Below are 13,114 nucleotides of genomic sequence, written 5' to 3'. Positions count from 1 at the left end.
CCTTTTAAGGGGCTAGCGAGTGGTGAGCCCTTCTAGGGCTGTTAAAAAGCCACCCGTTTCACGGGTGGATATTTACTGATTTTCAGAATTATAAATTCGTGGTGTTGCTCGGTCGTTTGCGATAGTTGGAAGGGGTCAAAGCGGTCTCCCTTTTGAAAAGTGTCGTAAAGTAATTCGGATCATCAAATCCAGTTTCCAATGCGATTTCGATGATTTTTAAATCCGTATGGAGTAAGAGATACTCCGCTTTTTTGATGCGGAACTTATTTAGATAGGTAAAAAAGCTCATCTGGAAATTTCTTTTAAAAAAACGGCAGAAATGTTCTTTGCTATAGCCAATATATTGACTGATTTCCTCAAGTGTCACTGGGCGTTGATAATTTTCTTCAATAAAAAGTAGGATTTTCTTGCATTTGTACGTATTGAGTTTGCTTTTACTGTCGATAGGTTTCTTATTGCGATTAATGTATTGGCTATTTTGACAAAGATATTTAATAAATAAAAAGAGTTCCGCTTTGATCGCCAGCTCATACAATGGTTCCTTTAATGCAAATAAATCTATAATATGAGTCAATGCCTGTTGAATGTTCATATGAGAAACGAAATCACTTGTGATATGAATCGCTTGCTGATCCGCGGAATGAAGCAACGGGTCCAGATAGGACTGCTGGATCAAATCAGAGACGCGGCTCTCAATAAAGGTCGCGTCAAAGACGATAGCAAAGAAGGTACAAGCTGTTTGCTGATAATTTAATGCCTCATGTAGCTGATTGGCAGGGATAAATACAAGCTCGCCTTCTTTAGCGATATAAGAAACACCTTCGACCTTTATTTCCATCTTTCCTCGAAAAATATATAGGATCTCAAGCTCGCGATGCCAATGGGTGTGGATCATATTTGCTTGATCAGCAGGATGATTTGTCAAATAAACACTGACTGGAAACAAGCTGTCACCATGTTCTGTGATCTCTTTTAAAGAAGTATCAATATCATATTCACTAGGGTTTGGCGTAAAAATATAGGGTTGGGTTACCATCTGTCTCCTCCATTTTCATCAATATTACAAGGTATTTCGGTTAAGATAACGATTACAGAAGGGCCGAAATATCAATATAATCAATTTGTGATCGAATTGATTGAGGAGGGAACAATGATGAAAAAGAGAATTTTGTTGACGGCTGCTACTATGTTAAGTGTGATCGGAATTGCTGGTTGCGGAAATTCTGGAAGCGGTACCTCAGATGATGGTAGTGTAACACTAGAAGTTTTTAACATCAAGACAGAGACTGCAGAACAGATGGATCGATTGGTTGCGGCTTTTGAAGAAAGCCATGAGGACATAAAAATCAATATGACTACTGTAGGTGGAGGAACGGACGCCACAGCGGCTCTCCAATCAAAATTTTCATCTGGTGATGAACCGGACATTTTTATGCTGGGGGGACTAGCAGATACGCAAACATGGGAACACAAGTTATATGACCTTGGGGATACAGAATTAGCTCAAAAAGCAATTGAGGGAACGTTGGAAGGGGCAACACTGAATGAGACAGTTTACGGCTTGCCGATGAATATCGAAGGCTACGGTTGGCTGATCAATAAAGAGCTGTTTCAGCAAGCGGGAATCGATAGTGAAGCGATTGAAACATTTGCCGATTTTAAGGAGGCAGTAGAAACGTTAGATAGTAAGAAAGAAGAGTTAGGATTAGACGGTGTATTCGGCTTCAGCGGCGGTGAAACATGGGTTTCCAGTCAATTCAGTTCGAACTTTTTTGCACCTGAATTTAATGATAGCTTGAAAGACACACTGGAAGCCAAAGAGCTTCATTTAACTTATGAGGCACAACTGAAAGACTACGCTGATCTGGCGATCCAATACAATGCTCAACCGTTGGAATCAATGGATTACAGCACGTCAGTCGAAGAACTATTTGCCAGTGAGAAGGTTGCCATCATTCATCAAGGCAATTGGATCGTTCCTACATTAAACAGCTTGGATGATACATTTGCAAAAGAAAAATTGGCAATCGTCCCAATGCAAGTGGGAGACGGCAGCAAAATCGTTGCCGGACCAGCTTGGTATTGGGGTGTCAACAAAGATAAGGAACAAGAAGTGATCGATGCCTCCATACAATTTTTGACATGGATGTATACCGATGAAGAGGCGATGACCGCGATCATCGATGATTTTGAGTTTATTCCAGCTTATACGAACTTCTCCAGTGACGATATTTCTGATCCGTTGTCCAATGACATTTATACGTATTTAACGAATGGCCAAACGGTTCCTTGGGTCCATAACTCTTATCCAGATGGATACGGACAAAATATTTTTGGGGTTCAGTTCCAGGCTTATGCAGCCGATCAAATCTCATGGACTGAGTTCACTGATCAGCTGAAAAGCAGTTGGGCGCAAGAACGTCAATAACCAAAGAGATGCCTATCCTGCAGTGATGCGCGCAGGATAGGCAAAATCAAGGAAATCATAGGAGGAGCTGTATGTTAACAAATCGTTCAAAATCATTTTGGCTGCTGCTAGCACCGGCATTCGTCGCATTATTGGTCGTTCTGTTTATTCCTTTATTTACAGGGGGATATTACTCACTGACCAACTGGAACGGCAATACGATCAGCGACTTTATCGGATTGGAAAACTACTTGCGCGCTTTTAAAGATCAGGCGTTCATTAACAGCTTGTTGTTCACGGCGAAATTTTCTGTTTACAGTGTGATCTTGATCAATGTCATCGCGCTGTTGTTAGCAACTTTAGTCACGCAAAAACTGGGACGCTGGACCACTCTATTTCGGACCGTCTTTTTCATGCCGAACTTAATTGGTGGGATCATACTAGGATTTATATGGCAATTTATTTTTAACAAAGCATTCGAGAGTATCGCCGATTTGACTGGGATCAATTTTTTTAATGGCTGGTTGAATACACCAGAAACAGGTTTTTGGGGTTTGGTTATCTTGTTCGTCTGGCAGATGAGCGGGTATATGATGTTGATCTATATTTCGTTTCTAAATAATATTCCAGAAGAAATTTTAGAAGCAGCAGATATGGACGGCGCCAATCCGCTACAAGTCTTTTTCCGAATCAAACTACCCATGCTGATGCCCGCGTTTACCGTAACATTGTTTTTGACGCTGTCAAATGCCTTTAAAATCTATGATCAAAACTTGGCGTTGACACAGGGCGGACCGTTCAATTCGACTCAGATGGCAGCCATGAATATTTACAATGAAGCTTTTTCAATGAGAAAAATGGGCTTTGCTCAGTCAAAAGCGATGATATTTCTGGTGATCATTGTCATTATTTCCATTATTCAAATCTCAATTACCCGCAGAAAGGAGATCAGCGCATGATCGAGACTCGTCACTCCTCTACTAAAAAGGGGAATACAAAAAGTAGACGGCAGAAGAAAAAAAAGCTGCAGCACAGTCTGCTGATCGTAAGTGGTCTTTTACTTGCGTGCTTATGGTTTTATCCGTTTTTCTTGATCGTGATCAATTCATTTAAAACAAAAGCAGAGATCTTTCAGAGTACGTTGTCGCTGCCTGGCGGATTGTCCTTTGAGAATTATCAAGAGGCGTTAGAAAAACTGGATTTCATCAGAAGTTTAATGAATTCATTGTTGATTACTGTCGGTTCTTTGATCTTGGTGGTCTTTGTTTCTTCAATGGCAGCATACGCTTTATCGAGAAATACCAGCCGCTTAAGTTCAGTCCTCTATTTTGTTGTTGCCATCGGCTTGCTGATCCCTTTTCAAGGGATCATGATTCCACTGATTTCTCTTTTTGGACGAATGAATTTGTTAAATCAGCCGGGTCTAATGATAATGTACTTGGGATTGGCTGTCAGTATGTCGACTTTTTTGTATTATGGTGCGTTAAGAGGCATTCCACGATCGCTGGATGAAGCAGCGATCATTGACGGGGCGAATACCTTTCAGATTTATTGGAAAGTAATATTGCCTTTGTTGAAACCAACGACGGTAACGGTGATTGTTTTGAATACATTGTGGTTTTGGAATGACTATTTATTGCCTTCATTAAGTATTAATAAAGCCGGAATGTATACGATTCCCTTGCGGATGTTTTATTTCTTCGGCGAATTTAACAAGCAATGGCATTTAGCGCTAGCAGCTCTGGTGATCGTTGTTCTGCCAATCATTCTCTTGTTTATTGCCTTGCAAAAACATGTAGTGAAAGGCATCTCAGATGGTGCAGTAAAGTAGGAGGAAAAGAAGATGAAATTTACAAATGGCTATTGGCTGGCAAAAGAAGGCGTCCAACTCGAACATCCCCGAATTGCTTATGATCATAAGGTAGAAAAGGAGCAATTGACCCTTTATCTGCCCTATCAAGAGATTCAGCGGCGTGGCGATACCTTAAACCTTGGTTTAACCACACTCACGTTTTCAACTCCGCAAAACGATGTAATCAAAGTCAGCTTGGTGCATCATGATCAGACGATGCAGGCCCCGTCGTTTGCACTAGATACTCAACCGGCAGACGTGAAGATCGATACCGATAACGAAGACATGTATATCTTCAAATCTGGATCATTGGAAGCGAAAGTCCCTAAACAAGCGGCTTTTAAAATTGACTTTTTCGGAGAAGGTAGCTTGTTGACTTCTTCCATGCCTAAAGCACAGGCTAAAATTTCGGGAAATGACGGCAAGCAGTATATGCGAGAACAGCTTTCGCTAGATCCTTATGAATTTGTTTACGGATTAGGGGAACGGTTCACTCCTTTTATCAAGAACGGTCAAACCGTTGATATTTGGAATCAAGACGGTGGTACGGGTAGCGAGCAGGCATACAAAAATATTCCGTTTTATTTGACGAATAAAGGCTACGGTATTTTTGTTGATCATCCCGAAGCGGTTTCCTTTGAAGTAGCTTCTGAGAACGTTTCCCGCACGCAATTCAGTGTCGAGGGGCAGCGTCTGGACTATTACATCATCTATGGACCAGATATGAAAGCCATTCTAGAAAAATACACCGACATGACAGGAAAACCCGCCTTACCGCCAGCGTGGTCTTTTGGCTTATGGCTATCCACTTCATTTACAACTGATTATAGTGAAGAAACAGTGATGCACTTTATCGATGAAATGCAAGCTCGTGATATTCCTTTTGATGTCTTTCATTTTGATTGTTTCTGGATGAAGGAATTTGAATGGTGTGGGTTTGAATGGAATGACGAATTGTTTCCTGATCCGAAAGGATTACTAAAGAAAATCCATGAGAAAGGATTAAAAGTCAGTTTATGGATCAACCCTTACATTGGGCAAAAAGCCTCTGTATATCAAGAATGCAAAGAGAAAGGGTACTTTATTAAGAACCAAGCAGGTGAAGTCTGGCAGTGGGATCTTTGGCAAGCTGGACAAGGGATCATTGATTTTACCAATCCAGAGGCTCGTCAATGGTATAAAGATCGCTTAAAGGAATTGATTGAATTGGGTGTTGATTCCTTTAAGACGGACTTCGGTGAGCGGATCCCTGAAGATGCCGTCTATTATGACGGATCAGATCCGAAAAAAATGCACAATTATTACGCCTATCTATACAATGAAACCGTCTTTGAACTGCTGGCGGAAATGCGGGAAAATCAAGCCGTTCTTTTTGCTCGTTCTGCTTCTGTTGGTTCCCAAAAATTTCCTGTCCATTGGGGAGGCGACAATTTATCTGAATATTCTTCGATGGCAGAGTCTCTGCGTGGTGGCTTATCCTTTGTCTTATCTGGTTTTGGATTTTGGAGCCATGATATCGGCGGGTTTGAAGAACAAGCGACTCCCGACTTGTATAAACGTTGGACGCAATTTGGTTTATTGTCGACCCACAGTCGTTACCATGGCAATGTTGAATATCGGGTACCATGGAATTTTGGAGAAGAAGCAGCAAAAGTCAGTCAATCTTTTTCAAAATTGAAAAACCGCCTAATGCCTTATATTTATCGTCAAGCAGCAGACACTGCAAAAACGGGCATTCCCCTGATGCGTCCGTTGATGCTAGAGTTCCCAGAGGATCAGACGGTTTATGCCATTGATAAGCAGTATATGCTGGGGGATCGCTTACTAGTTGCGCCGATTTTTAATGAGCAAGGAAAGGTTCCGTTCTATCTGCCAGCTGGAACTTGGACAAATTATTTAGACAACAAACGCTATGAAGGCCAAAAATGGTGGGAAGAACGCTATGACTATTTCCATCTACCGTTGATGGTACGACCGAATTCACTGATCATTGAAGGAAGCGTTGAACAGACCGCCGCCTATGACTACACCAAAAACCTGATCGTTCATGCCTTTGAAATAACGGAAGCAGTTTCTGCTGAAGTCTGTGATCAGCAAGGCGTGCCAACTGGAACAATCTCTGTTGAGCCAGAGGCGAGCGGTTATCGAATTTGTATGGAAGGGTTGGGAAAGGTTCAGGTGCTGTTTCGCAATCGAAGCTTTGCAAATGCCCAACGACATCCTTTTGGCAGCTTGATCACTATGGACGGACAAGAAATGACCGTCTTTGAATAGGGAAACAAAACCTACCGTTCTTGATGGGTATCTATCAAGGACGGTAGGTTTTTTGTAGTGAACGAAGCATTGAAGAACTAACGGCAAAGTGCAGACCTAGTTCTTTGGCTCAGTTTTGTTCCTCCCGCTGGATCGGCAGCAGCAAGCGAACGGTGGTTCCTTCGTTGATGCGTGATTCTACAGTCAATCCGTATTTTTCCCCATAGAGCAGCTTGATACGCTGATCAATATTGTCTAAGCCAATACCCGAATAGTGTTCAAAATGGTTGGCGGTGCTGGTTGGGTGCTCTTCATTGAACCCGATGCCCGTATCGATGATCTCAATTTTCAGGCCTTCCTTACTGACGCGAGAAAAAATCTGGATCAATCCTGAATCCTCTTCGGGAAAGGCATGCAGGTAGGCATTTTCGATAATCGGTTGCAAAATCATCTTCGGTACAAGAATATCTTCGCAGCCATCTTCTGAAAAAATCGTTGATTGGATGCGATTGCCGTAACGTACGTTCATTAACACGAGGTATTCTTCCACGATCGCTAGCTCATCCTTTAAGGGGACGATCTCTTTGCGGTTAAAGGTGTGCCGCAACAATTGGACAAAGCTTTCAATCGCTTGGGTGGCGGCTTCTTGTTCGTTTTGCCAGATCAAAAACTTGATGGCAGTCAATGTGTTGTAGACAAAATGCGGTTGGATCTGCATTTGCAACGAGCGGATCTCGAACTTGCGTTTTTCGGCTTCTGTAATCATTAAATGATCGACATAAGATTCCAAGTCCTCTAGCATCAAGTTATACGCACGCCCCAATTCTCGCGTTTCGTACGTCCCGTTGATGGTAACCTTGTCGCTGAAATCGCCTTGAGTGACCGCAGGCAGCTTGGCGATCAACTGATAAATCGGTTGGGTGATGTTGCGGATGATCCAAAACGCCAGCAGACTAAAGAGTAAAATACTGACGACAGAAATTAAAAGAGCTGGCTTGATCAGATTCATATTGCGTACTAGATGCGATTCATCCAAAACATCGTAAAAAGTAAAATGATACGAATAAAGGGGCAGCTGATTGATGCTAGTATCTCTTTTGACCGTGACGAGACGATCTTCAAATGGCTTGCCTAAAAGGCTCGGATCAGAAGTGGAGAGAATTTGATTTTGCTCATTGACGATATAGATCGAGTGAAGACTGGTATCTAAGAGTTGACGATAGATCGAAGAAAAATCGGATTCTTTTAAGAAAATCAGGGCATAGCCGAAAATCGTTTCTTCTTTCATTAATTTGCGCACGTACATCAAGCCAGGGGAGTCGCTGGTGGAGGTGCTCAAGCCTTGATCTAAGAAATAATACTGACTGATGGCGTCATTGTCATTGATCTGCTGGATAAAGGCACTGGCGAGAAAATCATCTACTGATTGATTGCGAACCGCATCGTTTTGAAAGAAAGTGCCCCCGTTGACCCCAATCAACACTAAATTCGAGGGGATGTCTTGAAACAAAGAGCGGGTGTCTTTTAATTGCTCGTTTAATTCTAAAATCGTACGGCCTTGATTCATGTCGCCTTCTAAGTATGTTTCAACGGCTTTGCTTTCATCGACGATGTCAAAAATCCGATGGATATTCTCGTTCAGACGCTCATAATCTTCTTGGATTTTTTCCAGTAGCAGCTGATTGGAACTCTGGTACGAAGCAACATAGGCATTTTTCGAGCGACCATAGATCACGACGACGGTTAGCAGACAAACACTAATGACCCCGACGACAACAAAGAGGAAGATCCGACTGAATAATTCATTTTTCTGAATCCATTGGTTGATTTTCATAATTGATTCAACCGCCGATACTTCGATGGGGTGACTTGGCATTCTTTCTTAAAGATGCGAGAAAAATAGCTGATATCCGAATACCCGACCGCTTCACTGATTTCAGATAGATTCAGATCAGATTGTGTCAGCAGTTCTTTGGCTTTATCCAAGCGGGTTTTCTTTACATACTCAGAAAAGCTCATTTTCAGTTTCGCAGAAAGAAAAGCCGAAAGATAGGTGTAACTAAAATGAAAGGTTTCAGCTAGTTCAGACAAAGACAGACTTTTGGTGTAGTTGTCTTGAATAAAGCGCTGAATCGCAACGAGTAGATCATCTTCATCCAGCGGTGATAAGGTCGTCAGCTGTTGACGAATATCATCAATGGTCGCCAACAACAAATCAGAAAAATCTTCCAAATACTGCACGTGACCGATGGCATGCAAAAATTCGGCTTTTAAGCGGCTAAAGCGTGGAGCAGTGGGAAATTCTTCTTCCAAGCGGGACAGTAACGTGTAAAAAATACTGCTGGCCTGCTGTTTTAAGAATGTCGGATCGACATTGGATAAGATCATGTCATTAAAATATTCCTCGATTCTGGTGATTCCTAACAAAAAGTTGTTGTCTAACAAAGCCCGTAAGAACTTCTTCGTATCAAAGCGATCACTTTCAATGTACAAAAAGAGTTCTTGTTCTGGCACCAACCGTTGTCGTTTATAAAAAAACGATTGTCCTTGGCTTTTGGCTTTAAGGGTCACAAAATGGTCCCGCAACTGTTCAATCTTTTGAAAGGGCACACTGAGAGTAAAGAAGGCGTCTGGCTCGGTAAAACGCAATTGTTCCAACGTTTCTTTCAAAGAGGAATAAACATCCGTTCCTTCTGGATAACTGATCACTAAGCCGGCATCTTTGTTACTGGTTTGAAAAAAGAGCGTCTTTACCTGCGGTTGTGATTGAGTGAATTCCGTTAATGCATGCAGCAGCTGATCATTGGCACGAAAGCCGCTAAAATTGGTGGTCAAAATTTGGGCTTGCTGTTGCGACTGATCGAATGCAAGGTAGTCCGCCAAAGGAGACAACGGTTCTTCATACCCTGCTAAATAGCGATTCAACGATTCTTGCAGCTGCGTCTCCTCAGTCACGGAGCCTTTTGTATGTGACAGCTTTTGTGAGATGTTGTGCAGCGTCTTCAACAAGAGTGTCGGCGTCAGTGTCGGTTTTAAAAGATAATCTACGGCACCATTTCTAAAAGACTGACTGACGTATTGGAAATCATCGTAGCTGCTCAAGACCAAAAAATGGACTTCTGGATATTGTTGTTGAATGATCGTTGTGAGTTGAAGACCGTCCATTTGTGGCATTTTCAAATCCGTGATCACGATGTCGGGATTCAGTTCATGGATCAGCGCCAAAGCTTCTTGCCCGTTCGCTGCATCGCCTAAGAGACGGAACCCTTCTTGCTCCCAACGTATCATATGTTTCAATCCATCTCGGATCGTTGCCTCATCATCAACGACTAAGACCGTGCGTAAAATAGTCATGGTATCCCCCCTATATCTCTTCTTTATTATAAACGCTTTCAAAAAAGAAAGGTATTGTAACTTTTTTCTATTTTTGGACAAATTTAGTAAGCTCTTTCATAATCATTGAATACGGTTACAAAATCAGTGTATAGTTAGCCATGTAAATAAAAGGAAAGAGGGATAAAAATGAAAAAACTACTTGCATCGATGGTAACGGCGGCTGCAGTGCTGACTTTGGCGGCTTGCGGAAACAGCAACACAAGCTCTGGGGATTCTGGCGAGTCCTCAAACAAAGTCACGGTCTGGGCATGGGATGAGACCTTCAACATCAAGGCAGTCAATGAAGCCAAAAAAGTATATGAAAATCAAGATGTCGATGTGGAAGTCGTGACGATGTCACAAGATGATATCGTTCAAAAATTAAATACGAGTCTGGCATCTGGAAATACGGACGGACTACCAAATATCGTTTTGATCGAAGACTACCGCATCCAAGGATACCTTTCTTCTTATCCAGATGCGTTTAGTGATCTAACGGATATCGTGAATGAGGAGGATTTCTCCAGCTATAAATTTGCGGTCAATAAAGTCGACGATGTCATTTATGGGGTGCCATTTGACAGTGGCGTCGCAGGACTATTTTACCTCACAGATTATTTGACCGATGCAGGCTATGAGCAGGCCGATCTCCAAGATATTACTTGGGATGATTTTATCAGCATCGCCAAAGACGTCAAAGAAAAAACGGGTCACGCTATGATGTCGTTAGACCCAAGCGATCTTGGCTTGGCACGAATCATTATGCAATCGGCAGGCGAATGGTATACCGGTGAAGATGGCTCCACCGTAACCATCAAAGACAATGAATCCTTTAAAGCCGGTCTAACTGTCTTAGCAACATTGTTGAATGAAGGCTTAGTTGAACAAGTTTCTGATTGGGATGGCGGGGTCAATGCCGTTCAATCGGGGAATGTCGCCTCTGCGCCAACTGGTGCGTGGTATTCCAGCACGATTCAAGGCGCGGAAGACCAAAGCGGCAAATGGGCGATCGCTCCAATCCCATCTATCGCTGGCAACAGCAATTCAGTCAATGCTTCTAGCATCGGCGGAGCAGGCTGGTACGTGATCAAAGGGGTTGACGGCGAAGAAAATGCCAAAGACTTTTTAGCCAATACCTTTGCTTCAAATAAAGAATTGATGGGTACATTAGCTACCGAGATCGGTTTGGTTTCAACCATGAATGCTGCAGAAGAAACGGAAGAATATACGTCGGGGCTTGATTTCTATGGCGGTCAAAAAGTCTTCCAAGATTTCTCTCAATGGTCACAAGAAATTCCAGCCGTGAACTACGGCAATCACACCTATGCCATTGAATCTGTCTTGACTGAAAGCTTGCAACGAGTGATCAACGGCGAAGACATCGATAAAGTATTAGAAGAAGCACAATCACAAGTGGAAGCACAAATTGCAAACTAATCGAACAACTTTGCAGAAACTCGTGAGCGATCGCGAGTTTCTGTGTTAAGGGGGAATTACAATGAAAAACAAAACAAAAAATTGGTTTGCAAACGGCAATGCCTTTATTACCTTACCCGTCATTTTGATCACGATGCTGGTCTTTATTCCGATGGTCTCGGCATTGTTCACGTCATTCCAATCAGGACCACCGACAGCGATGACCTTTAACGGTCTTGGCAACTATCAGCGGATGTTGAGCGACTCAACCTTTAAAAAAGCCTTTGGCAATACGTTTTTATACTTATTAGTCCAAGTTCCGATCATGCTCTTTTTGGCGCTGATCGTATCGAACATATTGAATGACAAAAAATTGAAATTTAAAGGGCTGTTCCGCACCGCCTTATTTTTACCCTGTATCACATCCTTGGTTTCTTATTCCTTGATCATGAAAAGTCTCTTTTCGGCAAATGGGTTAGTCAATAACTTTTTGACGCAACTACACCTGATCGATGCACCGATCCAATGGTTGACGGATCCCTTCTGGGCAAAAGTACTGATCATTTTTGCCATCACGTGGCGTTGGACTGGCTACAATATGATCTTTTTCATCTCAGGCATGCAAAATATCGATCCAAGTATTTACGAAGCGGCAGAGATCGATGGTGCCACGAAATGGGATCAATTCTTCAAAATCACGATTCCCAACTTGCGTCCAATCATCTTATTTACCACGATCACCTCAACGATCGGTACGCTGCAATTATTCGATGAAGTTCAAAATATCACTGGCGGTGGACCAGCCAATGCCACGACGACCTTGTCGCAATATATCTACAATTTGAGTTACAAATTCACGCCAAACTTTGGGTACGCCGCTGCGGTCTCCTTTGTTATCGTGATTGCGATCGTGATCTTATCGATCATCCAAACGAAAATAGGAGGAAAAGAAAATTGAAAACAATCTCACTCACTTTAAAATACGTCTTTCTGGCGATTTTGGCTTTCATCTCTATTTTTCCATTTGTTTGGATGATTCTAGGGATGACCAATCAAACCTTTGATATCGTTGCTGGAAAAATCATGATTGGCGATCAATTGGTGATCAACTTCCAAAATCTCTTTTCTTCTGATTTGAATTTTACTCGGGCATTAGGCAATTCCGCAGTGATTGCCGTGATTACGACCGTCTTTGCGCTGTTGTTCTCCTCCATGGCAGGGTATGGCTTTGAGATCTATCGGACGAAAACCAAAGACCGCATCTTTAATATTCTCCTGCTGTCGATGATGGTGCCTTTTGCCGCGCTAATGATCCCGCTCTATCGGATGTTCAGCAAACTTAGCGGCACACCGATCGGGATCAATACCTTCGCTGTCGTGATTTTGCCCTCAGTCTGTACCGCCTTTTTGATTTTCTTTTTCCGCCAAAACATCAAGGCATTCCCTAGAGAATTAGTCGAAGCTGCTCGGATCGATGGCTTGAATGAACTGAGTATTTTCTTTAGAGTCTACATGCCTACGGCTAAAAATACCTACGCAGCTGCCGCGATCATTACGTTTATGGGCAGCTGGAACAATTATTTATGGCCATTAGTTGCCCTGCAATCACCAGACAAACGGACCGTTCCACTGGTTCTTTCAGCAATGGGTGCTTCTTATACACCTGATTATGGCATGATGATGTGCGGCATCGTGATCGCCACACTGCCAACGGCCATCATTTTCTTCGTTTTACAAAAACAATTTGTCCAAGGGATGCTGGGATCCGTGAAATAAGCGGGACATCAGCAAACAAATACAAAGTAGAGGGT

Annotated in this window: 9 protein-coding genes and 1 pseudogene; 7 read left to right on the top strand and 3 right to left on the bottom strand. The window is 42.5% G+C overall.

Features of this window, described 5'->3' with window-relative positions; all coding sequences use genetic code 11:
• Positions 1-88: 88 nt before the first annotated feature.
• Complete coding sequence (locus ACI3E5_RS15660) at positions 89-1,036, bottom strand: AraC family transcriptional regulator (protein ID WP_498822077.1); 948 nt, start codon at positions 1,034-1,036, stop codon at positions 89-91.
• A gap of 117 nt (positions 1,037-1,153) precedes the next feature.
• Between ACI3E5_RS15660 and ACI3E5_RS15655 the strand changes: the two genes are divergently transcribed.
• From ACI3E5_RS15655 to yicI, 4 genes are all read left to right on the top strand, one after another.
• Positions 1,154-2,428 carry an ABC transporter substrate-binding protein gene (locus tag ACI3E5_RS15655; RefSeq protein WP_498822078.1) on the top strand — a complete coding sequence of 425 codons (1,275 nt, stop codon included), beginning with the start codon at positions 1,154-1,156 and terminating at the stop codon, positions 2,426-2,428.
• Positions 2,429-2,499: 71 nt separating this feature from the next.
• Positions 2,500-3,366: a carbohydrate ABC transporter permease gene (locus ACI3E5_RS15650; RefSeq protein ID WP_008378847.1), complete on the top strand. Its 867-nt coding sequence runs from the start codon at positions 2,500-2,502 to the stop codon at positions 3,364-3,366.
• Positions 3,363-4,238, top strand: coding sequence for a carbohydrate ABC transporter permease (locus ACI3E5_RS15645; protein WP_008378845.1), 876 nt, complete (start codon positions 3,363-3,365; stop codon positions 4,236-4,238). The genes ACI3E5_RS15650 and ACI3E5_RS15645 overlap by 4 nt, the downstream gene beginning before the upstream one ends.
• A gap of 12 nt (positions 4,239-4,250) precedes the next feature.
• Positions 4,251-6,533 carry an alpha-xylosidase gene (yicI, locus tag ACI3E5_RS15640; protein ID WP_498822079.1) on the top strand — a complete coding sequence of 761 codons (2,283 nt, stop codon included), beginning with the start codon at positions 4,251-4,253 and terminating at the stop codon, positions 6,531-6,533.
• Between the two features lie 109 nt (positions 6,534-6,642).
• Here yicI and ACI3E5_RS15635 read toward each other — a convergent pair whose 3' ends face one another.
• Complete coding sequence (locus ACI3E5_RS15635) at positions 6,643-8,346, bottom strand: sensor histidine kinase (RefSeq protein ID WP_498822080.1); 1,704 nt, start codon at positions 8,344-8,346, stop codon at positions 6,643-6,645.
• The gene (locus ACI3E5_RS15630; protein ID WP_498822081.1) at positions 8,343-9,866 is read right to left on the bottom strand and encodes a response regulator transcription factor; all 1,524 of its coding nucleotides are present in this window, start codon (positions 9,864-9,866) and stop codon (positions 8,343-8,345) included. Before ACI3E5_RS15630 ends, ACI3E5_RS15635 begins: the two co-directional genes overlap by 4 nt.
• A 168-nt stretch (positions 9,867-10,034) precedes the next feature.
• Between ACI3E5_RS15630 and ACI3E5_RS15625 the strand changes: the two genes are divergently transcribed.
• From ACI3E5_RS15625 to ACI3E5_RS15615, 3 genes and pseudogenes are all read left to right on the top strand, one after another.
• Positions 10,035-11,324, top strand: a complete 1,290-nt coding sequence (locus ACI3E5_RS15625; protein ID WP_498822082.1) for an ABC transporter substrate-binding protein — start codon at positions 10,035-10,037, stop codon at positions 11,322-11,324.
• 61 nt (positions 11,325-11,385) lie between these two features.
• Positions 11,386-12,261 (top strand): carbohydrate ABC transporter permease, encoded by an 876-nt coding sequence (locus ACI3E5_RS15620; RefSeq protein WP_010747841.1) that lies wholly within the window; start codon positions 11,386-11,388, stop codon positions 12,259-12,261.
• Between the two features lie 2 nt (positions 12,262-12,263).
• A pseudogene (locus ACI3E5_RS15615) lies at positions 12,264-13,079 on the top strand (carbohydrate ABC transporter permease); the annotation flags it as partial.
• Between the last annotated feature and the right edge of the window lie 35 nt (positions 13,080-13,114).

It is taken from the genome of Candidatus Enterococcus avicola, from assembly GCF_047470845.1.
Classification (GTDB): Bacteria; Bacillota; Bacilli; order Lactobacillales; family Enterococcaceae; genus Enterococcus_D; species Enterococcus_D casseliflavus.
The sequence above is the reverse complement of the archived record's forward strand: the minus strand, read 5'-3'. Positions and strand labels throughout refer to the sequence as shown.

Bases quoted from the DNA above. Each gene is read 5' to 3' on its own strand.
- ACI3E5_RS15660 (WP_498822077.1), bottom strand. From the start codon at position 1,036: ATGGTAACCCAACCCTATATTTTTACGCCAAACCCTAGTGAATATGAT.
- ACI3E5_RS15655 (WP_498822078.1), top strand. From the start codon at position 1,154: ATGAAAAAGAGAATTTTGTTGACGGCTGCTACTATGTTAAGTGTGATC.
- ACI3E5_RS15650 (WP_008378847.1), top strand. From the start codon at position 2,500: ATGTTAACAAATCGTTCAAAATCATTTTGGCTGCTGCTAGCACCGGCA.
- ACI3E5_RS15645 (WP_008378845.1), top strand. From the start codon at position 3,363: ATGATCGAGACTCGTCACTCCTCTACTAAAAAGGGGAATACAAAAAGT.
- yicI (WP_498822079.1), top strand. From the start codon at position 4,251: ATGAAATTTACAAATGGCTATTGGCTGGCAAAAGAAGGCGTCCAACTC.
- ACI3E5_RS15635 (WP_498822080.1), bottom strand. From the start codon at position 8,346: ATGAAAATCAACCAATGGATTCAGAAAAATGAATTATTCAGTCGGATC.
- ACI3E5_RS15630 (WP_498822081.1), bottom strand. From the start codon at position 9,866: ATGACTATTTTACGCACGGTCTTAGTCGTTGATGATGAGGCAACGATC.
- ACI3E5_RS15625 (WP_498822082.1), top strand. From the start codon at position 10,035: ATGAAAAAACTACTTGCATCGATGGTAACGGCGGCTGCAGTGCTGACT.
- ACI3E5_RS15620 (WP_010747841.1), top strand. From the start codon at position 11,386: ATGAAAAACAAAACAAAAAATTGGTTTGCAAACGGCAATGCCTTTATT.